Origin of the sequence: Pseudomonas saponiphila (assembly GCF_900105185.1) — a bacterium.
Classification (GTDB): domain Bacteria; phylum Pseudomonadota; class Gammaproteobacteria; order Pseudomonadales; family Pseudomonadaceae; genus Aquipseudomonas; species Aquipseudomonas saponiphila.
The window spans coordinates 1-22,851 of the sequence record NZ_FNTJ01000004.1; the positions used below are offsets into that span (position 1 = coordinate 1).

Consider the following 22,851-nt stretch of genomic DNA (forward strand, 5'->3'; position numbering starts at 1 on the left):
CGCGGCTCACGTCGTCACGCTGACCCCTGAAAGACCGGCTGGAAGAGAGAACCGCCCTTGTGCGCGTAGAGGTAGCGAATCTCCACGAGGCTGCCGATGGCCGGGGTGCTCTTGTTGGCCGGCACAGTGCAGTTGCCAACAGAAACGAGGTTGCCCAGTTCATCCAGCATGCTGACACCGAAAGCTCGACTTGGTGGGGTGCTGAGAGGTAACGATCGCAGTGGTGAACTGGAGGAACGGGAACTTCAGGTGAGTACCGCCAGACGCCGGTTTGCCGGGCGTGTACGGGGTTCCACGCTTCTTGGCCACGACGCCTTCACCTTTCTCGGCTTTGACGCGCTCGAAGAGCTGGCGCTTGGCTTCAGGGGTATAGGCGCTGACAACCACCTCAACATGCTTAGACCCGCCTGCCGACAGGGCAGCGCGCAGCTGCTCCATGTGTTTCGAGGCGCGTTTCGAGCGACATCGCTTCAACACGCTGCCCACGCACTTCACGGACATCGAACACCACATAGCGGGTGCCGATCAGCTCGCCGTCAACGGTCAGGGGGAGGAAATCGACGCAGCAGCGCTCCAGATCGCCAGACACCTCGCTCGGGTAGGCCACCGAGAAAGCCCTTGCGGTTCGCGCTGATGATGGCCGACTCGTTCAGGGCAAAGCCGCGGGCGGTGGCCATTGTGCTTTTCCTGCAACACCCAGCCATCATCCTCGATGGCTTGCTCAAGCTCGGCTTCAGTCATCACGTTGAGCAGGTGGGGGATCAGGCCGGTGGGAACAGCTCCTGACCGGCAGACACCATCGCCGCGCCTTGGTCGCCATCAGGCACATAGCGCTTGCCGAGACGTTCATTGACGGCCTTATCGAAGGCCTTCTTGGCAACATCGTACTCGACGGGGCTTTGGTCTTCAGGGTCTCGGTCAGGGTCGAGCCACGGCGACCGTGATAGGTGATGAGGACGAAGCCGCCGTCGCGGGCCTTAAGCTGAATGATGTACTCCTTGTCACTGGAGCCTTCGGTGAAGGTGAAGCGGGTGCGCAGTTCTTGCGACATGGTGATGCCTCTTGCTGGTTGGTGATGAGGCAATCTTCAAGGTGGCAGGTGCGTGCCGGTAGATCAGGAGATGCCGGGCCAGAGGGATGTTCAGGCCGCAATTCCAGAGACGAATGACAGGGTGACCAGGTGCGGATTTCGGTGAACGTGACCGAGCGTTTCGCTAATACGTGACCGGTGCTTCCACCCCGGTTGCGCGGGTTCTGGATTGTAATCGCATCGGTCACGATGCGGCTTGTTCCTCGGCTTTTTTTCGGCGCAGCGACTCGCCTTTCATCGTCAGTCCGGTAGGCGTTGTGCACCAGGCGGTCGAGGATGGCATCGGCCAGGGTCGGGTCCGTTGATCCAGCCGTGCCAGTGCTCGATGGGCAGTTGGCTTCGTCAGGATGGTGGAGCGGCTGCCAGCGCGGTCGTCGATCACCTCCAGCAGGTCATGCCGGGCTCCTTCCTCCAGCGGGGCTAGCGCCCAGTCGTCCAGCACCAGGACGTCGACCTTTGCCAGCTGTTGCAGGGTAACGGGCCGAAGCTGCCGTCGCCATGAGCGATGCGCAGTTGTTCCAGCAGGCGCGGGGTGCGCAGGTACAGGGTGCTATAGCCCCTGGCGCAGGCCTGGTTGCCCAGGGCGCAGGCCAGCCAGGTTTTGCCGGCACCGGTCGGGCCGGTCAGCAGCAGGTTGTGCTGCTGGCGGATCCAGTCGCCACTGGCCAGGGTGGCGATCAGACGCTCGTCCAGGGCGCGTCCGGTGCGGCGGTCGAGATCTTCCAGGCAGGCGTTGGCGTACTTGAGCTTGGCCTTCTTGCGCAGCCCGTACCAGGCGCTGGTTGTCACGCCAGGCCAGTTCGCGGTCGAGCAGTAGGCCGAGGCGTTCATCGAAGCTCAGGCTGTGGCTGGCCGGCAGCGTCCATTGCTCTTCCAGGGCGCGGGCCATGCCGTCCAGGCGTAGCTGGTGCAGTTGATTCAGGGTGTGTTGCGGCATCATCGAACAGCTCCTGTTGCGGGGGTTGGTAGTAGTCGGCGCCACGGACGTTCTCGTGGTCGCCGGGTAAGGTCGTTTCGGCGGCACGCTGGGGCAGCGGCTGTTGATCCAGGCCTTGCTGGAGCAGGTTGCGCACGCTGCGCCCGGTGAAGGCGCGCAGGTGTACGGCACGTTCGGCAGCGGCTTCCAGGCGTGCATTGCCATAGCGCCGGGCCAGCGAGAGCAGGCCGAGGCAGGCGCGGTAGCCCATCTCCGGGTGCGGCTTGTGGGTCAGTTGGTGATCGATCAGTTGGCGCGTGTAGGGGCCGATCCGCGCGCCCCAGTCGAGCAGGCGTTGTGGCGTCCATTCGCGATGCGCCTGGTGCGCCGCGGGCATGTGCTCGCGCTGGGTACTGTAAGCGCCGCGTCGCCCCAGCAGCAGGTGGCTGGCCACCCGCCGGTTGCCATGCAGCACTTCCAGGGTGTGTGCCGTCAGTCGCACGTCCACGTTCTGCCGGGCCAGGGCGGAGGGCACGCTGTAGAAGCTGCCATTGACCTCGATGTGGTAGTCGATGCTGACCTTGCAGCGCTTGAAGGTGGCGACCTCGTAGGGATGCACCGGCAGCGCTCGCAAGGCCGGGCGATCCAGGCGCTCGAACCAGTCGCGCCGGCAGCCATCGAGCCGCTTGAACGGGCGCCGATTCAGATCCTCCAGCAGCTCGGCGATGGCCTGGTTAAGCGCATGCAGGCTGAAGAACTGCCGATGGCGCAGCCGCGCCATGATCCAGCGCTCGACCACCTGCACCGCCACCTCGGCCTTGGCCTTGTCCTGAGGCTTGCGTGGCCGTGCCGGCAGGATCACCGTCTGGTAATGACGCGCGCACTCCAGCGTGGCCCGGTTCAGGCCCGGCTCGTAGCGATCCGGCTGGGCGACCAGGGCGCGCGGATTGTCCGGCACAACCATTTCCGGCACGCCGCCAAAGTAGGTCAGAGCCTGGCCCAGCGAGGTCAGCCAGTCCACCTGGGTTTCGCCTGGCGTCGCGCAGGCATAGGTGTAATTCGAGGCGCCCAGGGCGGCGACGAAGATGTGCGCCCGGCGCACTTCGCCGGTGGCCGGGTCGACCACCGGCAGCGTCGGCCCGGCATAGTCGATGAATAGCTTCTCGCCCGCACGGTGCAGCTGACGCATCGAACGTTTGAGCGTCTGGGCGTAGCGCCGGTAGTGCTCGACGAACTGGGTGTAGCGGTAGGTCGGCTGGCCCGCATGCGCGGCGAGATATTCCTCCCACAGCAGCTGCAAGGTCACGCCCTTGCGTCGCAACTCGCGGTGGATGCTCAGCACATCGGGCAGCACTCGCTCACCGCGCGGCTTGTTCGTCGACGTCGGTGCAAACAAGGCGGCCGCCAGCGCGGCCTCGTCCATGGCCACCAGCGCCGGCCAGTCCAGCCCGGCCACCCGCGCCGCCGCGATGTACTTGCTAACCACGCCCTTGGACAGCTGCAAGGCACGGGCAATCTTCTCGTGGGACAAGCCGGCCTCAAACTTGAGGCGCAGACATTCTTTGATGTTTCGCATGGCTACTCGCGGCGCCGCCATCTTCCTCTCCCGAAATCGGTCGAGGATGGCGGCGCATCAGGTCATGCGCAACGAAGGGGAAGGCTTTCGCTAAGTCGTGACCGGCGATTTCGGTAAGCCGTGACCACCTGTTTCGGAACAGGCGGAAAATCGGTCACGTTGCTACCGAAATGAGCGGTCACGCGTTAGCGAAATGACCGGTCACGATCAACCGAAACGGCCGGTCACGGTGCTCCGAAATCCGCAGTTAGCCATGAGTCGAGAAATAACCCATTTGCAGTCCATGTAAACGGCGTGCCCTGGAGTAAGCAGCCAAAGACAGAAACCTTCGAGGACGCGAAGGCAGTAGTCGAAAAGCTTGCTCGCGAAGGCGCCAGTTTCGATACCGGCTATGGGCAAATCTGGTCGGGGAACTTGGCAGCGTTAGGGGTTTCTGCTGTGGACATGCTTGAGCCGTGTAAGAATCTGGCCGCCCTGGACCGAATCTTGTCGGACTGCTACCGGGCCGCTGTAGCGACTAATCAGGAGGGGCAGGCTGCATTACGCCATGCCCTTAGTTGCTACAACACCGGCAATCAGCGGGACGGTTTCACGAACGGATATGTGGGAAAGATTCTGGCTGTGGCTCAAGCCAATAACACATTGAAAGTGCCTGCGCTGCGCGTCGATGGAGTGGAGAGTGAAGGCGGCCAGGTGGGGAGTAGCGTTGAGCAGGAGAACGCGCTACCCGCTGAAAACGCAAGGTTAGGTCGGTCTGGTGGGTTCGATGATTCAACCCCGGACGGATTTGCCAACAGCACTCAAGACGGTTTCGAGGTGATGGCGCGGCAACATGACGGAGCGCCAAATGAAGGTCTTTCTCATCCAGCAAAAACAATTAGAGGACATGAGCAGCAAGAAGAAATTAATACGGACATGGATTCAGAGGTTGGAAGAAAAGAAATGGCTTCCACTCTTTGAAGTCATTAGCGACGACGGGCAAACGGTGTGCTGTTCGTTGCGTGTAAAGGATACAGGGGAGGTTAGAACGTGGGCTGATCTTCGACTGTTGGCCGAGTGGCTGAGGGAAAAGCTAAGCATCGAACGGTGTGAGCTTCTATTAACGGACTTTGATTTACCAGTAACGGAGTGAAATATGGACAAACTGAATGTTGGTGTAAACGGCAAGAAACTGGGCATGGTCTGCATGGTTCTGCTGTGTATCTTCGGGTCGAGTCTGGCCCAAGCAGCGGGGGTTGATACGGCGAACTCTTCGCTGAACTCGATGAAAACCTGGCTCGATACGTGGATTCCGCTTGCCTGCGCCGTGGTACTGGCGGTGCTGTGCATCCTCTGGTGGGCGCACGTTGTTCGCGCTGACTTCGCTACCCGTGGCGCCCTGGCAATGATCGGTGCTGGCTCTGCCAGTTACATCGTCAGTTTCTTCTTCGGCTAATACCAGAAGGGCGGGGCCTTTTGGTCCCGCCCTTGGGAGGTTATCGAATTGAATTTCTCACAAGGACGGTTCCCCTTGTTCAAAGGGGCAACTCGGTTGCCGACCTTAGCTGGTGTGCCTCGAACTGTGTTGCTAGTCACCTTCATGTTCTGCGGCGCGTTGTTCCAGTTCATCCACCTGTGGGCCATTGGGGTGTTCGTATTCCTGTTTGTCATCGAATGGTGCATCACCAAGCACGATGACCGAGCTTTTCGGATTCTCTACCTGGCTTGGAAAACCAAGATTGTGAACAGGTCTGAATCGTCATTTACGAACTTGTGGGGTGGGTCTAGCTACTCGCCCAGGGACTACGGAGATAAAGACTAATGGCCGTAACAGCCCGTGATGTAAAGAGCGTAAAAAAATTCACGAAGGAACCAGCCTTCAAAAAATTCCTACCGTATCAGCATCACATCACCGACCACGTAATCAGCACGGAAAACGGTGAGCTGCTGACGATGTTCAAACTGCGCGGGCGCACGCATGACTGCGCCTCGGATCTCGACCTGATCCGCTGGCACCGCGACCTGAACACCATGTTCAGGCAGATCAGCACCGAGCACGTCAAATACTGGACCCATCAGCATCACCGCGAGGTCAACGACTACCCGGAAACGGAGTGGAACCTGGCGTTCGCCCAACACTTTGACGACAGCTACCGCAAGAGCTTCCAGTCCAAGCCGCTGATGGTGAATGATCTCTACCTCACGGTGGTTTACAACCCTGTTGGTGATCTGGCGCAAAAGGTCTTTTCCAAGATGGAGCGCCCTACCCGCGAGGAGTTGGTAGACATGCGTAACGAGGCGTTGAGCGCCTTGGAAGAGATCAGCAGCCGCATCATGCACACGCTCAAGCCTTACGGTATTGAGCGACTGGGCGTCTACTATCGCAACAGCCGCGGCGAAATCACCATTGCCCAGGATCAGGACGATGATTCCTGGCTGGCTGATGAAACCGGGCTTGAGGCTGATGCCTTCGATATCGATCCTGACGACCTGTTGGCCGATACGGTGGCGAGCGCGCCGGCGCCGGCAGTTCCTGCGCAAGAAAGCGCCGGCAGCCTTCGGGCATTTTCTACTGCCCTGGAATGGCTCTCGTTCCTCATCAACGGCTATTGGCAGCCAGTACCCGTCTGCCGCTCACAGATACGCACATATTTGATGGAAAGCCGGCCCGTTTCCTCTATTTGGGGCGACATAATCCAGCGCCGCCGCTTCGATGGCGTGGATTACATGGCAGGTGTTGAGATCGTCGATTACGACGATGAGACGGAGCCTGGCCAGCTCAATCTGCTGATGGAAGCAGATTTTGAATACGTGCTGACCCAATCCTATTGCTGCATGTCCCTGGGGGCTGCTCAGTCATTCCTGTCTAACCAGCAGAAATCGATGCTGGAAACAAAGGACAAGGGCAAGTCGCAGATCCGGCAGTTGGAAGACGCCGAGGACGATGTGACCTCGCGGCGGTTCGTCATGGGTTTCCATCATGCGACCATCCACGTTTGGGCAAACACATCGAAAGGCGTACAGAAACTGGCTCGCAAGGCCAAGGGCATGATGACCGACTGCGGTATCAAGGCTGACTCGGTTGGCCTCGCATCCGAGGCTGCCTTTTACGCCATGCTGCCGGCCAACCATGCGTTTGTTCCCCGCCCGGTCCCAGTGAATAGCTGGAACTTCCTGTGTTTCTCGCCGTTTCACGGTTTCATGACTGGCAAGGCGAACAACAACCCATGGGGACCAGCGGTCACGTTGTTCAAGACCACGGCAGGTACGCCGCTGTTCTTCAACTGGCACGTGTCGCCGATGGAAGAACAGTCGTTTGGCAAGCGCCCGCCAGGCCACACCCTTATCCTGGGCCAGACCGGCGCCGGTAAGACGACCCTGCTCAATGCATTGATTACTCAGTCCAGCAAGTTCGAGCCACGGGTGATCTGTTACGACAAAGACCGGGGCATGATGCCGCTGGTGACGTCCTTGGAAGGGCGCTATACCGTGCTGCGCGAGGGTGAATCGACGGGCTGGCAGCCGGCACAAATCGAGCCGACTACCGCCAACGTTGCCATGGTCAAGCGTCTGATCAGGATCTGCGCGGAAACCACGAACGGCGGCCCGATTGAACAGACCGACGTGGAACTCATCGGCAAGGCCGTCGACCATGTGATGGTCAGTGGCCTGGTCGCCAAGGAGCTGCGTTCGTTTTATGCGATCTGGCGCCAGATCCCTGCGGCGGCGCGGGTCAATAACCAGCAGAAATTGTCGCTGGCTGAAATGCTCAAGCCCTGGTGCCGAGGTGGAGAACATGGGTGGTTGTTCGATAACCCGTCCGACGCCTTGACCTTCGACACGCACAAGGTGTTCGGCTTCGACCTGACCGACTTTATCGTGGCCCCGGATCAGCCGGCCCCCCAAGCTCGCACGCCGTTGCTGATGTACCTGTTTTATCGGGTTCGCCTGGCCATCGATGGTAGCTGCCGGGTGATTCAGGTATTTGACGAATTCGCCCAGTATCTGGACGACCCCTACATGGATGTGGAAGTGAAGCGCGGTTTGAAGACCGACCGGAAAAAGGACGCGATCTACGTCTTTTCCACGCAGGAACCAAACGACGCCCTGGAAAGCCGGATCGGCAAAACGATCATGCAGCAGTGCGTCACCAAGATCCTGCTGGAAAACCCGGAAGCTGACCCAGTGGACTACATGAAGGGGTTGAAACTGACCGAGGCGGAATATCAGGCGCTGCTTAACATTCCTGAGTTCAGCCGTCAGTTCTTGGTCAAGCAGGGCAGTCAATCGGCCATTGCCACCATGGATCTGCGCGGGATGGAGAAGGCGATCAGCATCCTCTCGGGCACCCCGGACAATGCGGACCGCCTGGAAAGCATCCTTGCCGCCAATCCAAACGCCAAGCCAGAGGCGTGGCTGCCGAAGTATTGGGAAGCGGTTTTACCCAAGCAACAAAACAGGAGCAACTGACATGGAAAAGTACGTTTTCGCCACTGTGAACACCCAAGACGTGATGCGCCTGCCGGCGCCCAAGGTAAAAGCCATCCTGCGCAACTGCACGATGGCCATCTTCCTGAGCGCTGCCGGCGTTTCGCATGCACAGGTCGTCGTAGAAGACCCTGCCGTGCTGGCCAACACCGTGCTTCAAGTCGAGAACATGGTTCAGCAGCTGGCCAATCTCAAGTCACAGCTGGAAACCCAAGAAGGCATGTACGCCTCGATGACCGGCGCTCGCGGGTTCGGTGGAATGCTGCCTGGTAGTGCGGGGGAATTGCAGAAGAATCTCCCGGCTGACTGGGACAAGGTCTACTCCGACGCGATGAACAGCAATTCGAGCATCACAGGCTCTGTGCGCGACATGCTTGGGCAGTTCGATAGCGAGGTCGAGAACATGGGCCGCAGCGAGGCCTTGGACCTGGTGAACCAGCGTCTCAAGGAGAAAGGGGCGTATGACCGCGTAATGGCGCAGCAGGCCTACAACAACCAGATGCGCGAACTGGAAGATATCCAGACGCTGACCAATCAGATCGACACAACCACGTCGCAGAAAGAAATTGCAGACCTGCAAGCCAGGATCTCGACCGCCCAGGGCGCGATCCAAGGCGAGCAAGCCAAGCTGCAACTGATGGCCATCCTCCAGCAGTCGCAAGACAAGGTGCTGCAACAACAACAACAGACCGCCGTTCGCCGCTATGTCATTGGCGATAAGAACGACAGTCTCGAAGCCCCTAACCTCACGGAATGACCGCTATGAAAAAGATCGTATGCCTGCTGCCACTCTTCGCTGCCCTGGCCGCTTGTGGGGAGGCCAACACCAAAGAGTGGTACATGCAGCATGACAAGGAACGAGCGGTTCGCGTTGCCGAATGCCGTAACGATGCCAAGGAGCAGGTGAGCGCTGATTGCCAGAATGCCCTGGCCGCCGAGGCTCAAGTAGTGACCATGGGCAAGGGGCAGTCGGACTACAGCATCGACCTCAAGCTCGATAAGAAGTGACGGGGGTGAACAATGGCCTATAACGCAACGACTCAGATTTTCAGCTACATGGACGAAGTGTCCAAGGAGTTGGTGGCGTCGAACGTGGCGACCATCATTGCCGCTGTAACACCGTTGGTTGCCCTAGGTTTAACCATTGTTCTCATGGTCGAAGGCACCTTTAAACTCTACGGCGGTGACGGCGAGCCGCTGACGGACATGCTCAAGAAGTTCGCATTTTGGGGCCTCATTCTAAGCATATCGTCGGCAGGCGGTTGGTATCAGAAAGAACTCGCTGATGTTGCGTTGAAAACACCCGATGAGTTCGCCTCGATCCTGATTGTCGATGGCAAGTCGGGTTCCAACGTGCAGAACGAAGTCGCCAGTACCATCGACAAGGCGCTGGAGAATGGCTTGAAAACCGCGCAGAAGGCCTTCGACAACGCAGGTGTGACAAGCGGTGCAGGCCTTGCGAGCTTCTTGCTGGCTGCTGCGGTGCTTCTGTCCACGGTGCTGGTCTGCGGTATTGGTGCGGCCCTGATCCTGATGGCCAAGTTTATGCTGGCCATCGCGGTCTGTTTCGGGCCGATCTTTATCATGTGCCTGATGTTCGACTCCCTGCGCGAACTGTTCTCGAAGTGGATTGGTTCGGTTATCAACTTCGGGCTGATAACCATCCTGCTGTCTGCCACCTTCGGCCTGCTGATGAAGTTTTACGGAAAAGCGGTGGCGTCGGCGGCAGATCCGGCAGCCAACTTGCCGATCTTGGTACCAATCATCACCTGCGGCCTTCTGACCGTGGTGACGTGGTTTGTCCTCAAGAAGATCCCCGACCTGGCCGCGTCGTGGGGCAGTGGCGTCTCGGTGCAGTTCGCACCGGGCCGTCAACGCCCAGGCAAAGGTGGGGGGGGTCAGGGTGCGGGTGGCGGCGGCAAAGGCGGTGCCGGCGCTGGCTCCGGTGCAGGAGCGGCAGGAGCTGGCGGTGGCGCAGCGGCTGCTGGAGCCGGTGGCGCGGCTGCTGGAGCTGCTGGAGCAGCTGCGAGCGCTGTGGGTTCGGCCATGCAAGGCATGGCTAGAGGTTCACGCCGAGCAGGTTAAACGGAATCACTTTTGGGCCATAATAAGTCCTTGAAATTATGATTTCAGGGATTTATTATGGCCCTGTCTTTTTCTCATCTGAGGTAAATCACATGGTGCGGTTTTCGACGGGATTGGTCGGGATCTTACTGGTTGCGGCTCTGGCTGGATGCGCAAGCAAGCCCAAGCCCGCACCTGAGCCTGACATGACCAATTTGGTGCCGGTCAACAAGACGTTGCCCAGCGCCCTTGTAGGACGCCCCGGGGTAATTCCCCAGGCCACGAATGGAGAACGTAAAGAATGAGTCGGGCTGATAAGAACGAGGCAATTACCAAGGCCGACATGGCCGCGTTCCAAGAAGAACGCCAGAACCTGGAAACGGATCTGCTCGATGAGGTGCTGAAATCCCGTCGCGCTGCCTGGTGGGTGGCGACTGGGCTGGGTGCTCTGTCCGCTGTGGCGTTCGCCGTGTCTGGTTTCACCATGTACCGCTACAGCCAGCCGGTCCCGGCGCACATGCTGGTTATGAACACTGACGGCAGTATCCAACAGGTGACGTTGCTGACTCCCCAGTCCACCTATGGCGAGGTGGCAGATACCTATTGGGTATCTGAATTCGTCCGCCATTACGAAAGCTACGAGTTCAACACAGCGCAGGTGGACTATGACGCTATCCGCCTGATGGCCTCCAGTGGCGAAGTGGCTGACGAATATCAGAAGCGTTACAAGTGGGGCACCAAGGAAGCCATGGACAAGACCGTTGGCGACCGCAAGTCGGTCAAGGTCAAGGTTTCCTCGGTCATCCTCGACCGTGAAAAAGGGACCGCTACGGTTCGCTTCTCTACCACTGAAAAGTACCGTGCGCGTGGTGCCGATGAGGCGCCGCAATTCTGGATCGCTACCCTGTCCTATCGCTACGACAACATGGAGCTGAAGGCTGCGGAGCGCTACATCAACCCGGCTGGATTCCGCGTTTACTCGTACCGAGTCAATGCTGAATCCGTTGCCAGCGGAGGGGGTCGATGATGAATCTCAAATTCGCTATTGCAACTGCCTTGGCTGCGGCGCTGGTATCAGCGCCTGCCCTGGCGCTTAACGAGAAGACAGATAGCCCCTACGACTATCGGATCAAGACGGTGATCTACAACCCGATGGACGTTGTTCAGATTGACGGGGTGGTAGGTCTGCAAACGCTCATCCAGTTTGCCCCGGATGAGGTCTACGTGACGCATAACTTCGGTGCAAAAAGCGCCTGGGAGTTGGTCAACAAAGACAACAACGTGTTCATCAGGCCAATTGCCGAGCTGAGCGACACCAACCTGACCGTTGTGACCAACAAGCGGACGTATTACTTCCTGCTCCACTACATCGGCAGCAATGCCGTCAAAGGCCCTGATGGCCAGGTGAAAGAAGAGTTCATCAAGACGCCCTGGAGCATGCGCAAAGCCACGGTAGGCGTCATCTTCAAGTACCCGTTTGAAGACATGAAGGTCGCTAACAAGAAGCTCGAAGAACGCCGCATTCGCGAGGCGCTGGCCAAGGGTAACAACGGTCCGGTGAACATCGCTTACACCCGCTCCGATGAAGAAAACAGCCTGGAGATCAGGCCGACCCACACCTGGGATGATTTCCGCTTTACCTACTTCGAGTTTCCGGCCAATGCAGCGTTGCCTAACGTCTACATGATTGGCCCGGATGGCAAGGAGACCATCCCGCAGACGCACATCGAGGGCGAGTATTCCAACATTATCGTTGCCGAGACAACGGCGCGTGAATGGCGGGTTCGCCTGGGTGATCGCGTGGTGGGTGTTGTCAATGGCGGTTACAACCCGGCGTTGGGCGCTAGCAAGACCGGCACCAACTCGCCCGAGGTCAAGCGTGTGTTGAAAGGGGGTGAGGAATGAGCCGCGACGTAAATATCGACGAACTGGACACGTTCGAGGACGACCGAGGCGGCTTCGATGGCGGGCCGAAAAAGAAAGTTCCAGGCCTGCGAGCGTTCATCGGCGTGCTGTTGCTGATCGCCCTGTGTCTCATTGGCTGGATCGTCTACAAAAACGTGATTTTGCCGAAACTCCACCAGCAGGAGCAGACCGAAAAAGCAGCGCCCAGCAAATCCACGAGCCTGCCGAATGTTAGCTTCGCAACCACGCCAGCGAACGCCCAGGACGAACCTGCCGAGCAGCCAGACGAACAGGCACAAGCAGCGAGTACCTACCAGCAGCCGGCGCAACCGACCCAGCCCGGACAGCAGGGCAAAGTCGAGCTGACGCCCGAACAAAAGGCCATGCAGCGCCGGCTCAGTGCGTCGAGCGCGACAGAAGAAATGCGCTCCCAGGGAGCAGCCGCCACGCCTAATCGTGGCGAGAAAGCTGAGCCGGTACAAACCAGCAGTAGCAGTTCGGAGCTGGCCACGCGGATGAACAGCGCCCGGTACGCGGCATCGAGGGCGACACTCATGAAAAACATGGGCATGTCGATAGCCGCTGGCACGATGATTCGCTGCGGCACCATCACCGAGCTGGATACCACTGTCCCTGGTTTCGTGTCCTGCCAGGTGTCGAAGGAAGTCCGTTCGGCTGACGGTTCGGTGGTGCTGATCGACAAGGGCGCGACGATCACTGGTGAAGTCAGTGGCGGCATCCTGATGGGCCAGGCCAGGGCCTTTGTGCTGTGGTCGCGGGTTCGCAACCGCGACGGTGCCGTGGCCTACCTCGATGCGCCTGGCACCAATCGCCTCGGGAGTGCCGGCATTCCTGGCCAGGTTGATACCCACTTTTGGGATCGCTTCGGTGGTGCCATGTTCATTTCCGTGTTCAGTGACCTGAGCCGTGGTCTGATGCAGGCCCTAGTCAACTCCACCGACAAGTCCAACAGCGACACAACGGTGAACCTCGACAACACGTCCAACACCTCCGATTCGGGGTTGTACGCCGGAATCCCAGAAATTTCCGTCAGCCCAGCTCCAGTCCCGCCACGAGCGCATCCAGGTCGATGAACTTGCCGTCAGTCTGGAAGGTGTAATGCCCGTTCAGCAGGATGTGCCGCCAGGCCGCTGGCGACATCTGCGTGATCAACGCCAGCGCCTTGGCATTGCCAGCTGCCTCGTACTTCGTCAGCAGCAGGGACAGGATCGCCGAGTTGTAGAAGATGATCGCGTTGCCGATCAGCCTGGCGCACTGGTTGCTGATCTCGATTTCGATGTCGGTGCGGCCGGTCAATTCCTTCTTCCCACCGACTTGGGCGATGGTCGAGCGTAGCTGGTGATAGGACTCAATGCGGTTCTGCGAGCGGTGAACATTACGCTCCAGTTGCGGGTCGCGCAGGTAGCGCAGTGTGTAGATACTGCGGATGAGCTTGTCGAACTCGAAGATTGCGCGCCGCGTCGGGTTCGGCGCCGTATAGGTGCACAGCTTGCGGATCAGCGTGCCCTGCGTCATTTCCTTCAGGCCCAGTGTGGCGACGATTCGGTCGATGTTCGCCTTCTCACCGACGATGAGTTGCCGGTCGATCTGGCCAGCCGGCCGGATCAGGCATTTCTCGTACAATGCCAGATCATCGGCGCAATACAGCTCCTGCAACTGGTCGTCGAGGTCGGTGAAGCGCGGCTCGAAACGAAGTCCGAACCAGTGCAGGATGGCGAAGTTGGCCTTGTTGATGCTGTGCATGTCGCCGGTGATCGCGCTCGGCACGATGTCCGACGTGTTGCGGTACCAGATGTCGAACACGTGGTGAGCCTCGTACTCGTGTGCGCCTATCAGGTAGCCGTTCAACGGCACGTGATTGCACAGCAGCGTGTAGGCGACGACGCCCTTGCCGCGGCCGAAATATTTGCGCGAGTAGCGCGCCTTCACAGTTGGTCGCTCGACGCCGAATTTCTGCCCATCAACGGCACCGTACAACGAATCGAGGTCGAACGAGTAATGCGGGAAGATCGGCAGTGCGGCGATGGCGTTGCTGATGCAATCGTTGGCCACATGTAGCGTCGCCTGGCGCAGGTACTGCTGGTAGGTACTCTCCAGGACGTGGTACGGGATGTCGCTGGTACGTGCCATAACCTGGTTGCCGTGGTTCATGGCTTGGGCAATGATCACCGCCATCAGACTGTCGGCGTCGGCTACCTTCTTCGCATAGCGTGGCTGCAATGGTGTCAGCGCCGACAGGAACTGGCACTGGCCGTTGACGAAGCGAAACACGTCGGCGACATCGCAGTATGGCAGTTGCTCGTAGAGAGCTTGCTCGCGCGCCTTCTGGTTCTCCCCCTTGGGCTTGCGCCAGGTCAGTCTCTGCGTGTCCTTGTCGTATTCCAGGTGCGTCAGCTTGCCCTGTTTCAGCTCGCGATTGAACGCCACCCATTGCGCACGCAACTCGGCCGCCAGTGCATCGAGCTGGGCACTGACCGGCTGCCGCAGGAAGGGGATGTCCATCTGCGCGAGCACGGCGGCTTTCTCGTCCATCGAAACCAACTCGTCGGACAAATGCCGGTGCTGCAAGCTGTCGTCAATGTAGAGCTCGCCCGCCTGGAAGCGTTTCCTGACCTGACGGTAAAGCCAGAATTCGTAACGATCGGCATGCAGGCCTGTCGGCGTGCCTTCGGCATCGAACATCAGCAGGTACGGACGCAAGCGTTTCGGCAGCGTTGCCGCCGGACATTCGTCGAGTGGCCGTTGTGATAGGCGCTGCTGCTTGGCGAACACGCTCTTGGCCCAAGTCAGCGCCGCGAGCCATGGGTTATCGGGGGCCGTGCCGGCGAAGTCGAGCGCGACGTACAGCGGCCGTAGATGGCGTCGAATGCGTTCGGCCAGGCCGTCCACCGCCTGCCAGTGCAGCGCCAGTTTGTTCAGTGGCTTGACGCTCATGCGCTGCGCCGTGTTTTGCAGCAATTCCCTGGACATGATTTTGTAGGCGCGTTGGCGCACCTCGCCGAACGGCGTCGGATCGGCCACGCTGTCGTCCACGTACAGCGACAGCAGGCGGCCAACCTGCGGCGTTTCCTGATGGCGTCGCAGCTGTTCGGCGACAAAGGACTGTTTCGCACCCGTGCGGCTCTCGTCCTCAAGTTTTTTCATGTGGAAGGCCATCGCGTCGACCAGGTTGTCGGTGAGCTGCCGGTAACGTACCCAGGCATAGCACAGCAGGTAGAGCCGGGTCTGCTCCGCCTTCAGGTGGCGCAGGTCATGGACGGTATAGAAGTTCGCCAGGCTCGCGTAGTACAGCAGGTTCTGCTGCGAGATGCCGAGCTTGGGCAGCAGCGCCTTGGCGATCCCGTGCAAGGACTTCAGCGTGGCGCGCTTCTCGCGCTCCCCTGCCATCTGACGCCAGCCGAAATCTTTAGCGTCCTGCTTGAGCGCTGCCAGTTGAGACAGGGTGTCGTCACGCACCAGGAGCTGGCCCAGCGCAGCTTTGGCCGATTCGTCCAACACTTCTGCCAGCAAGCCGCCCAAGCGCCTGCGTTCGGTGGACAGGGCTTCACTGACCAGCTCTTGTAAGGTGGTGTGGCCGGGCCGGATGATTTTGTGCTCGCTGAGCCAAACGATCAGTTCGGCGGCCACGAATCCTGGCATTACGTCGCGCCGCACGATCTGTTCAGCCTGCTGTGCCAGTTGCGGCAGGAAGCTAGCCGCCCACGACCGGTAGCCGAACAGTTCGGCGATCTGACCCCTCTGGCTGTAGTGCTCATGCTTGGTGATCGCCTTGCGTTCGAACGCTTCGCCGTGGAAATAGCGACTCAGCACGAAGGCGCAATCGTCCTCGACCTCATGCCAATCGAAGCGGAAGAAAGCATGCTTGGCCTTGAAGTAGCCGATCTGCAAGACGCAATAGACTTGGGCCTGCAGGCTAGGCCGGCTGCTGGCGAACGCCAGTTCAGATTCGGCCAACGCCAGGTATTCCAGCCGCTGAGCATCGTCGAAGTCCGGTAGGCGGTACAAGGCTTCCTGCTCTGCGTCAGAAAAGACGGTGAGTAGCTTATTCTTGTTGCTCATCGACCGTCCTTCCCGCACCACGCCAACCTGCTCGCGTCAATGTTTCGATCAACGTAGTGCGCTTGACATTGAAGTTGCGGCACACCGCCGCCTTAGACATGCCGCCATCGAGCGCGGCGACGATGGCGTCCAGCTTCTCACCAGTGATCGCCTGCGGCCGGCCGCCGATCCGGCCGCGTTTGCGTGCGGCGGCCAAGCCCGCGACGACGCGCTCCTGAATCAAGGCGCGCTCGTACTGCGCGAGCGCACCGAACACCTGGAACAGGAATTCGCCCGAGGGCGTCGTAGTGTCCAGGTTCTCTGTCAGCGAGCGGAACGCCACCCGCTTGTCCTTGAGCGAAGTCACAATGGCGAGCAGGTGCGACAGCGAGCGACCGAGCCGGTCGAGTTTCCACACCACCAGCACATCGCCGGCTCGAACGAACTCAAGCGCCCGCGCCAAGCCGGCACGGTCATCCTTCGCGCCAGAGGCACGATCCTCAAACAGGTGACGCGGATCGACGCCGGCGGCGAGCAGCGCGTCGCGCTGCAAGTCCGTGCTCTGGCGGTCGGAGTCCGACGACACGCGCATGTAGCCAACCAACATAGGCGGATAACCATCAAAAACAGGTTTCCGCATAATAGTGAATAGCGATAGAGTTTTCCGTACATTTTTGAGGGGGTGTTGCACAGGTAGCACAGCGGCGGCTGACAGCCTGTCGCAAAACAAATGTTTTACGACACCTCCTTGAGGTTGCCGCGTTTACATCATTACCTGAACAGGTATAAAATTCCGTCATGACAAACAAAGAAAAACCGCTCGAATGGATCGCGAGCAGCCACAAGGATTTGATGGCGTTGCCGTCCGACGTGCGTCGCCGTTTCGGTTACGCGCTCTCGTTGGCGCAGATAGGCGATCAGGATGACGCAGCAAAGGTGCTCAAGGGGTTCGGTGGTGCCGGCGTGCTGGAGGTCGTCGAAGACGATGCCGGCGGCACCTATCGAGCGGTATACACGGTCAAGTTTGCGGAAGCGGTGTTCGTCCTGCACTGCTTCCAGAAGAAGAGCAAGAGCGGAATCGCCACGCCAAAGGCCGACATGGACATCATCCGCGCTCGGCTGAAGGTGGCCGAGGTATTGGCACAGGAGCTACGAAATGCAAAAACGAATCATTGAAGGCGTCGAGGTTCAGCGCAGCTCGGGCAACGTCTTTGCCGACCTTGGACTGCCTGACGCTGAAAAGCTCAAGATCAAGACCGGCCTGGTGGTCGAGATCAGGAGGGCCATGCGCGCCCTTGGGCTGACTCAACAAGCGGCGGCCAAACGCATGGGCATCCCGCAACCGAAGGTGTCGGGCATGATGCGCGGCGACTTCACCAATCTATCCGAACGCAAGCTGATGGATTGTCTGAATCGCCTCGGCTACGACATCGAAATCAAGGTACGGCCAGCAGCCGAGCCGATCGGGCATCTAACGCTCGCAACCGCTTAATCGGAGCTCTCCTGATGGCAGCCCGCATCACCGACGACGAATGGGACGAACTGACTCCCGAGAATTTCGATACCACGGCACTGCTGCGTGCAGTCGATGCCGTGGACGTGCTGCGCGGCGATTTGAATGACAGCGCAGACGGCGCACCTCCGCAACTGCGCACCGACCTGTTGAAGCTGCATCAACTGGCAATGGCCGCGTTCAACGAGGGATCACGCAGCCGAGTGGCTGAGCTATTTGATCTCGCCGTGGATCTTCAGGATCAGGTTGATCATCTGATGACCTCGCTGGAACAAGTGCAAGAAACCCTGTCCCGGTTGACGGCGCTCTACCCAGAAAGCCTGTCCTGAATGTTCTTGGAGACAACCACATCATGAGCCGCAGCCGCCGCAAAACGCCCATCGTTGGGCACACGACCTGCCGTAGCGAGCGCGAGGACAAGAAACTCTGGCATCAGCGCTGGCGAACCCACGAGCGCACCGCGCTGGCCAGCGCGTCGCCGGAAGCTCTATGCGCCCATCTGCCTCTACTGGAAAACCAGGTCAGCAACGTCTGGTCGATGGGTAAGGATGGCCGCTCCTACTGGCCCATCAAGCGCCAGGCCGCCACGGCGGATCGCATTGCCAACCACAAGGGACGCAATCCGCAAGAGCGCGCCTCCCTGAAAAAGCGTCTGCTGCGCAAGTGGATGAGCAAATGAACCTGTCCACCATCGAGGCGCTGGCTATCGCTTGGGCGCGAATCGCTGAAGAAGCAGAACTCCCAGCCGGCTACGAGGGCACGGCGACGCCAGAGGCGCATCGGGCCTGCGAGGTGATCCAGGAGCGGATTCGAGAGCACGTCGTCGCCACCAATGACATGCGGCTGTTCGGCCTGCTGCACCTGCTTGGGCAGGCGTCGCTGCGCATGGAGCAAGCGCTGTGGCCGGAAGAATATGCGCGGATGACCCGCGAGGTCGAGGAAGCTCTCCGAGAGGCCGACGACCCCAACGCCAAGTCGTACACCCACGAAGAAGTCATGCAGGCGATGCAGGAACGCATCGACCGAGCGCGAGACAAAGCCATGTTGATCGGCTGACGGAAATTTCGGCGGTTCCGGCTGATCCAAGAATCTTGGCGTGACCTTACCTCCGCTCTACCGCTGGGTGCCAGCCTCGGCGCACGCCTAACCACCCAACTCAGAAAGGAAAATAAGTTGGTAAAACGCATTCCCGTATCCGAGCTTCGTCTCGGCATGTACATCCACAAGCTCGCCGGCTCTTGGGTTCGACACCCATTCTGGCGCGGCAGCTTCCTGCTGACCGAGCCTCAGGATCTCTCTGCCATTCGAGAATGTGGCGTCGGGGAGGTCTGGGTCGACTTGGCCAAAAGCCAAGTCGACCCAGAGAGCCCAGAGAGCCCAGAGAGCCCAGAGAGCCCAGAGAGCCCAGAGAGCCCAGAGCCCAGAGCCCAGAGCCCAGAGAATTGTCGGAGGAGCAATCTCTGCCGTCTAGTCCACTAAGCAAGAAAAGTGACGGCGCAACCTCAATGGAGAGCGAAATGTGTTATGCACGGAAACTCTGTCTTGCGGCCAAGTCCCAAGTCATGGACATGTTCCAGGAAGCCCGGCTTGGCAAGGCCGTCGACCCAAGCACGACGTTGCCGCTGGTCGGAGAAATCGCTGCCTCGGTGCTGCGCCAACCTCATGCCCTCATCAGCGTCGCACGCATCAAAACGCACGACGATTACACCTACCTGCACTCGGTTGCCGTCTGCGCCCTGATGCTATCGCTGGCCCGGCATCTCGATCTAGACGAGGAGCAAACGCGCCTGGCTGGCATCGGCGGACTGATGCACGACCTAGGCAAGGCCGCGATGCCGCTGGAAGTGCTTAACAAACCAGGCAAGCTCACCGATGCCGAGTTCGCCATCATGAAGCGCCACCCTGTGGAGGGCGCAAAGATGCTGCGCGCAGGCGGGGCCGAGCCCGGGGTGGTGGACATTGCCCTGCACCATCACGAGAAGATCGACGGAACCGGCTACCCGGATCGCTTGGCCGGTGACGCCATTTCACTCCTGGCCCGCATGGGCGCAATCTGCGACGTCTATGATGCCGTGACGTCGGAGCGAGCCTACAAAAAGCCGTGGGACCCGTCCGCGGCGATGCGGCAGATGGCCAAGTGGGAGGGCCATTTCGACAAACGCATCTTCCACGCCTTCGTCAAGGCCGTGGGCATCTACCCCGTCGGCTCCTTGGTTCGCCTGTCCTCTCAGCGTCTGGCCGTTGTCGTTGAGCCGGGAATGGAATCACTGCTGACTCCCAAGGTTCGCGTGTTCTTCTCGCTACGCTCGAGAGAGCCGATCCCGATGCAGACCATCGACCTGGCGGCCACGAGTTGCAAGGACAGTATCACTGGCCCCGAAGACCCGACGCTCTGGAACTTCAAGAACCTCGACGACTTGTGGATGGAATAGCCCCCACAAAACGACGGCCCCGTGAGGGAGCCGTTGAACATCGTCGAGCGATGCCCGTCCAGGGAGGGATGGCCGAGCTCGATTCTCCAGAAGGTAGCTGGTGACACGAGTGTTGAGCCCACCCAACTAGGGTGACGGAAATTTCTGGGGTTCCGGCTTACATCCCCGATTCGCTGGCCCGTGAGGTGTTGCGCGCCACGATCAACATCCCGCCAACTCTGACCGTCAATCACGGCGAAGCCGTTTCGATCTTCGTGCCGCGTGACGTTGATTTCAGCGATGTGTACGGCCTGGAAATGGTGGAGTGAGGGAGGCACGTATGGATACTGCGACCGATATCGACCTGGCTTTAGCAGACATGGACATGGCCCTGGCGGCGGCGAACTTCGCCCCGCTTCGCCAGTACCTCGACGATCCAGAAGTGTTCGAGATCCGGGTGAACAAGTTTGGCCAGGTGGTATGTGACACGCCCAAAGGGCGTGTCTTGCATGCCGACCCACGGATCACCTACGACTACCTGTGGGCCTTGAATGACCATCTGCTGAGCCTCAATGGACTCGGCCGCACGCCTATTAGCTACGTGAAGTTGCCGGACGGATCTCGGGGGACGTTCTGCTGGCCCCCTGCGACTGTCGAGGGGACCATGCTCATGTCGATCCGTAAGCATTTGCCCGTATCGAAGAGCTTGGCCCAGCTCGCCCAGGAAGGCCGCTTTGCCAAGGTGCGGCACCGTAAGCAGTCTGAGCAATTCACGCTTGAGCCGTTCGAGGAAGAACTGCTTGAGCTGTTGGAAAAGGGTGACGTGGAAGGCTTCTTGACGCAGGCCGTCAAGACTAAGCGGAACATTGCCGTAGCCGGTCCTACCGGCTCCGGCAAAACCACGCTCACCCGCTCGCTGATGGGTGCGGTGCCTACGATTGAGCGTGTGCTGCTGATGGAAGATACGCACGAAATCGACGATAACCGGCTCGATGAAGTCGGCTATCTGATGTACGGGGAAGGCGATGGCCGAATGTCAGCCCGCGAATGCCTCAAGCTGTGCATGCGTCTGTCCCCTGACCGGATCTTCCTGACCGAGCTGCGCGACGATGCTGCCTGGGACTACCTAGCCGGCGCGAACACGGGCCACCCTGGGGGCATTTTCTCGACCCACGCTGACAGCGCGGCCAGCACCCCAGCGCGTATCGCCACGTTGGTAAAGGCCTCGGAAATCGGTCGGGCGCTCGACTACGACGTCATCATGAAAACCATCAACACCACGTTAGATGTGGTCGTGTACATGGAAAAACGGGAAGTGCTGGAAATCCTGTACGACCCGATGTTCAAGAAACAAGCAATGGCTGCGGTGTAGGAACTCAAGCCGCTTAGCGCCCTGCAGGGCTAAAACCAAGGAGAAGTACGCATGACAGAAGCAACCAATATCTGGACTGCCACCGCAACCGAGATCACCAAGGCGGTACATGAAAACCTTGTCGCCATGGACTGTGGCGAGCCAGGCCCACGCGATGTCTACGACCAACTGCTGCTGCTTGGTCGCCATGGCTTGGAAGAACTGGTGCCGTCCGTGCGCGAGATCGGCGCCCGAGAGTTCGATAGCGTCATGGCCGTGGTCGTGGACCTGCTGGGCGGTGATGGCATTGCCGTCCACGGTGAGCTGCCGATCTGGCTGCGTGTCTATCCCAGCGTTGAAGGCCGTACCCCTGCCTACAGCGCCGATGACTGGCGATGGATTCGCCTGTCATCGATCCAAGAGGTTCAGCCACGCCGCGCCATCGCCATCGGCGATGATTCGCGTACCTGGCAGTTCATGGTCAACGTTGTTGCCAACGGCCAGGTATACAACGCTACACAGCGCTTGTTCCTCGGCGCGTCGGTAGAAAAGCCGGTAGACCGACTGCTGACGTTGGTTAGCGCCGCTGTGAGCGAAGAGCAGCGGCGCAGAATGCAACTTTGATCTAGCGCTCGGACCAGAAACGAAGCCCCGCATTTGCGGGGCTTTTGCTTGCCGCTATATCTTGTGCTCGATCAGCTGGCCAGCGACACAAGATGTTGTGTTACGAGGGGAGATTGTGAAGCAAACTAACTGGACGGTTATTGGTGTGGCCCGCTGGTACGACTGGAAGCTGGGCAAGCTTTCCGACCGGGACCTGGCCAAGCTGGTCGGAACCAGCGAGGGCAGCATACGGCGCCGACGTGTTCAATTCGGAATCGAGGCCTACTCGGTCGCAGTAGCCCTTGCCCCATACCAGCATCTGCTGGGCCTGGAGTCGGATAGGTCTGTCTCTGAGAAAAGCGGGGTGTCGGTGAAGAGTATCCAGGCTTACCGCAAGTCCCAGGGCATCGCGCCTCGCTCCAAGGTCACACGCCGTATTCAGCGTTTGCCGCTCGATCATCCTGTGAGGCCGTACAAGAACGCGCTGGGCCTGGTTCCCGATGAAGACATAGCCCAGGCCTCGGGCGTGGCCGTAGAAGTCGTGCAGGCGCTGCGCGAAGCGTTCGGCCTGGATGCTGTGGCGCCCTCCCCCGACCTGGCCAGCCCGGCGCCGGTCGAGGACTACCACGGCCCCGGACTCGGTTACGAATCGCTCCTGGGCACCATGTCTGCCGCCAAACTGAGCCGCACCGTAGGCGTGGCCTATGCGGTCGTAGAGGCACGCCGGCAGTTCCTGGGTATCGCGCCCTATAAGCGCGTGTCGCGTGCTGATCGGTACGTGCATCTGTTCGGCGTGGTGCCAAATAGCGTGCTGGCCAAGCTCGCAGGTGTGTCACATGAGCGGATCGCGCAAATGCGCATGGCCAAGGGGCTTTAACGTGCAGAAAAGGGGCCGA

The 22,851-nt window shown here is 59.8% G+C and carries 29 protein-coding genes and 1 pseudogene; 22 read left to right on the forward strand and 8 right to left on the reverse strand.

Translation table 11 applies throughout. From position 1 onward, the window contains the following. Positions 1-14: 14 nt before the first annotated feature. From BLV47_RS36375 to istA, 6 genes and pseudogenes are all read right to left on the reverse strand, one after another. On the reverse strand, positions 15-170 hold the full coding sequence (locus tag BLV47_RS36375; RefSeq protein WP_167365759.1) for a hypothetical protein: 156 nt from the start codon (positions 168-170) through the stop codon (positions 15-17). Beyond that, the gene (locus BLV47_RS34790) at positions 160-438 is read right to left on the reverse strand and encodes a DNA ligase-like domain-containing protein (RefSeq protein ID WP_092321007.1); all 279 of its coding nucleotides are present in this window, start codon (positions 436-438) and stop codon (positions 160-162) included. Before BLV47_RS34790 ends, BLV47_RS36375 begins: the two co-directional genes overlap by 11 nt. Continuing rightward, on the reverse strand, positions 398-607 hold the full coding sequence (locus BLV47_RS36380) for a hypothetical protein (protein ID WP_167365760.1): 210 nt from the start codon (positions 605-607) through the stop codon (positions 398-400). Before BLV47_RS36380 ends, BLV47_RS34790 begins: the two co-directional genes overlap by 41 nt. Positions 608-733: 126 nt before the next feature. Beyond that, entirely contained in the window at positions 734-1,051 is a 318-nt protein-coding gene (locus BLV47_RS36035) for a hypothetical protein (RefSeq protein WP_143038402.1), read from the reverse strand. A 223-nt stretch (positions 1,052-1,274) separates the two neighbouring features. Next, positions 1,275-2,030: pseudogene (gene istB, locus BLV47_RS34795) on the reverse strand (IS21-like element IS1474 family helper ATPase IstB). Continuing rightward, positions 1,918-3,603: an IS21 family transposase gene (gene istA, locus BLV47_RS34800; protein ID WP_062838241.1), complete on the reverse strand. Its 1,686-nt coding sequence runs from the start codon at positions 3,601-3,603 to the stop codon at positions 1,918-1,920. The pseudogene istB and the gene istA overlap by 113 nt, the downstream one beginning before the upstream one ends. A 273-nt stretch (positions 3,604-3,876) precedes the next feature. Here istA and BLV47_RS34805 point away from each other — a divergent pair, with 273 nt between their 5' ends. From BLV47_RS34805 to BLV47_RS34850, 11 genes are all read left to right on the forward strand, one after another. Next, a complete protein-coding gene (locus BLV47_RS34805; RefSeq protein WP_092321008.1) occupies positions 3,877-4,542 on the forward strand; it encodes a lytic transglycosylase domain-containing protein in 666 nt (221 codons plus the stop codon). A 175-nt stretch (positions 4,543-4,717) separates the two neighbouring features. Next, positions 4,718-5,017 (forward strand): TrbC/VirB2 family protein, encoded by a 300-nt coding sequence (locus BLV47_RS34810; protein WP_092321009.1) that lies wholly within the window; start codon positions 4,718-4,720, stop codon positions 5,015-5,017. Positions 5,018-5,092: 75 nt separating this feature from the next. After that, a complete protein-coding gene (locus tag BLV47_RS34815; protein WP_092321010.1) occupies positions 5,093-5,383 on the forward strand; it encodes a VirB3 family type IV secretion system protein in 291 nt (96 codons plus the stop codon). Next, entirely contained in the window at positions 5,383-8,031 is a 2,649-nt protein-coding gene (locus tag BLV47_RS34820; protein ID WP_092321011.1) for a VirB4 family type IV secretion/conjugal transfer ATPase, read from the forward strand. Before BLV47_RS34815 ends, BLV47_RS34820 begins: the two co-directional genes overlap by 1 nt. A gap of 1 nt (position 8,032) precedes the next feature. Continuing rightward, a complete protein-coding gene (locus tag BLV47_RS34825) occupies positions 8,033-8,806 on the forward strand; it encodes a TrbJ/VirB5 family protein (RefSeq protein ID WP_092321012.1) in 774 nt (257 codons plus the stop codon). A gap of 5 nt (positions 8,807-8,811) precedes the next feature. After that, positions 8,812-9,057, forward strand: coding sequence for an EexN family lipoprotein (locus tag BLV47_RS34830; RefSeq protein WP_019692591.1), 246 nt, complete (start codon positions 8,812-8,814; stop codon positions 9,055-9,057). A gap of 12 nt (positions 9,058-9,069) precedes the next feature. Next, on the forward strand, positions 9,070-10,134 hold the full coding sequence (locus BLV47_RS34835) for a TrbL/VirB6 family protein (protein ID WP_092321013.1): 1,065 nt from the start codon (positions 9,070-9,072) through the stop codon (positions 10,132-10,134). Between the two features lie 92 nt (positions 10,135-10,226). After that, the gene (locus BLV47_RS37225) at positions 10,227-10,418 is read left to right on the forward strand and encodes a hypothetical protein (protein WP_032491391.1); all 192 of its coding nucleotides are present in this window, start codon (positions 10,227-10,229) and stop codon (positions 10,416-10,418) included. Next, positions 10,415-11,140 carry a VirB8 family type IV secretion system protein gene (locus BLV47_RS34840; protein WP_092321014.1) on the forward strand — a complete coding sequence of 242 codons (726 nt, stop codon included), beginning with the start codon at positions 10,415-10,417 and terminating at the stop codon, positions 11,138-11,140. Before BLV47_RS37225 ends, BLV47_RS34840 begins: the two co-directional genes overlap by 4 nt. After that, positions 11,137-12,018, forward strand: coding sequence for a TrbG/VirB9 family P-type conjugative transfer protein (locus tag BLV47_RS34845; protein WP_233462760.1), 882 nt, complete (start codon positions 11,137-11,139; stop codon positions 12,016-12,018). The genes BLV47_RS34840 and BLV47_RS34845 overlap by 4 nt, the downstream gene beginning before the upstream one ends. After that, positions 12,015-13,112 (forward strand): TrbI/VirB10 family protein, encoded by a 1,098-nt coding sequence (locus BLV47_RS34850; RefSeq protein ID WP_092321015.1) that lies wholly within the window; start codon positions 12,015-12,017, stop codon positions 13,110-13,112. Before BLV47_RS34845 ends, BLV47_RS34850 begins: the two co-directional genes overlap by 4 nt. Here BLV47_RS34850 and BLV47_RS34855 read toward each other — a convergent pair. Next, positions 13,069-16,098, reverse strand: coding sequence for a Tn3 family transposase (locus tag BLV47_RS34855; RefSeq protein WP_010465834.1), 3,030 nt, complete (start codon positions 16,096-16,098; stop codon positions 13,069-13,071). The two genes, BLV47_RS34850 and BLV47_RS34855, sit on opposite strands and share 44 nt — an antisense overlap. Beyond that, on the reverse strand, positions 16,082-16,684 hold the full coding sequence (locus BLV47_RS34860; RefSeq protein WP_010465829.1) for a recombinase family protein: 603 nt from the start codon (positions 16,682-16,684) through the stop codon (positions 16,082-16,084). The genes BLV47_RS34855 and BLV47_RS34860 overlap by 17 nt, the downstream gene beginning before the upstream one ends. Before the next feature lie 191 nt (positions 16,685-16,875). On the opposite strand from BLV47_RS34860, the gene BLV47_RS34865 reads away from it, so the two are divergent. From BLV47_RS34865 to BLV47_RS34915, 11 genes are all read left to right on the forward strand, one after another. Beyond that, entirely contained in the window at positions 16,876-17,253 is a 378-nt protein-coding gene (locus BLV47_RS34865) for a type II toxin-antitoxin system RelE/ParE family toxin (RefSeq protein ID WP_003151133.1), read from the forward strand. Further along, positions 17,234-17,569 (forward strand): helix-turn-helix domain-containing protein, encoded by a 336-nt coding sequence (locus BLV47_RS34870; RefSeq protein WP_001172026.1) that lies wholly within the window; start codon positions 17,234-17,236, stop codon positions 17,567-17,569. Before BLV47_RS34865 ends, BLV47_RS34870 begins: the two co-directional genes overlap by 20 nt. 14 nt (positions 17,570-17,583) lie before the next feature. Continuing rightward, the gene (locus BLV47_RS34875; RefSeq protein WP_000741275.1) at positions 17,584-17,919 is read left to right on the forward strand and encodes a hypothetical protein; all 336 of its coding nucleotides are present in this window, start codon (positions 17,584-17,586) and stop codon (positions 17,917-17,919) included. 23 nt (positions 17,920-17,942) lie between these two features. Further along, positions 17,943-18,269: a hypothetical protein gene (locus BLV47_RS34880; protein ID WP_000091614.1), complete on the forward strand. Its 327-nt coding sequence runs from the start codon at positions 17,943-17,945 to the stop codon at positions 18,267-18,269. Beyond that, on the forward strand, positions 18,266-18,646 hold the full coding sequence (locus BLV47_RS34885; protein ID WP_001054412.1) for a hypothetical protein: 381 nt from the start codon (positions 18,266-18,268) through the stop codon (positions 18,644-18,646). The genes BLV47_RS34880 and BLV47_RS34885 overlap by 4 nt, the downstream gene beginning before the upstream one ends. A gap of 156 nt (positions 18,647-18,802) precedes the next feature. Beyond that, positions 18,803-19,069, forward strand: coding sequence for a DUF3391 domain-containing protein (locus BLV47_RS36865; protein ID WP_336509734.1), 267 nt, complete (start codon positions 18,803-18,805; stop codon positions 19,067-19,069). A gap of 83 nt (positions 19,070-19,152) precedes the next feature. Next, positions 19,153-20,022 (forward strand): HD-GYP domain-containing protein, encoded by an 870-nt coding sequence (locus BLV47_RS34895; RefSeq protein WP_223198360.1) that lies wholly within the window; start codon positions 19,153-19,155, stop codon positions 20,020-20,022. Positions 20,023-20,153: 131 nt separating this feature from the next. Next, a complete protein-coding gene (locus tag BLV47_RS34900) occupies positions 20,154-20,330 on the forward strand; it encodes a TraB/TrbI/VirB10 family type IV secretion system protein (RefSeq protein WP_208605350.1) in 177 nt (58 codons plus the stop codon). A gap of 11 nt (positions 20,331-20,341) precedes the next feature. Beyond that, positions 20,342-21,373 (forward strand): ATPase, T2SS/T4P/T4SS family, encoded by a 1,032-nt coding sequence (locus BLV47_RS34905; protein WP_092321016.1) that lies wholly within the window; start codon positions 20,342-20,344, stop codon positions 21,371-21,373. A 51-nt stretch (positions 21,374-21,424) separates the two neighbouring features. After that, on the forward strand, positions 21,425-21,976 hold the full coding sequence (locus tag BLV47_RS34910) for a hypothetical protein (RefSeq protein ID WP_092321017.1): 552 nt from the start codon (positions 21,425-21,427) through the stop codon (positions 21,974-21,976). A gap of 115 nt (positions 21,977-22,091) precedes the next feature. Then, on the forward strand, positions 22,092-22,832 hold the full coding sequence (locus BLV47_RS34915) for a hypothetical protein (RefSeq protein ID WP_244169013.1): 741 nt from the start codon (positions 22,092-22,094) through the stop codon (positions 22,830-22,832). Positions 22,833-22,851: the final 19 nt, after the last annotated feature.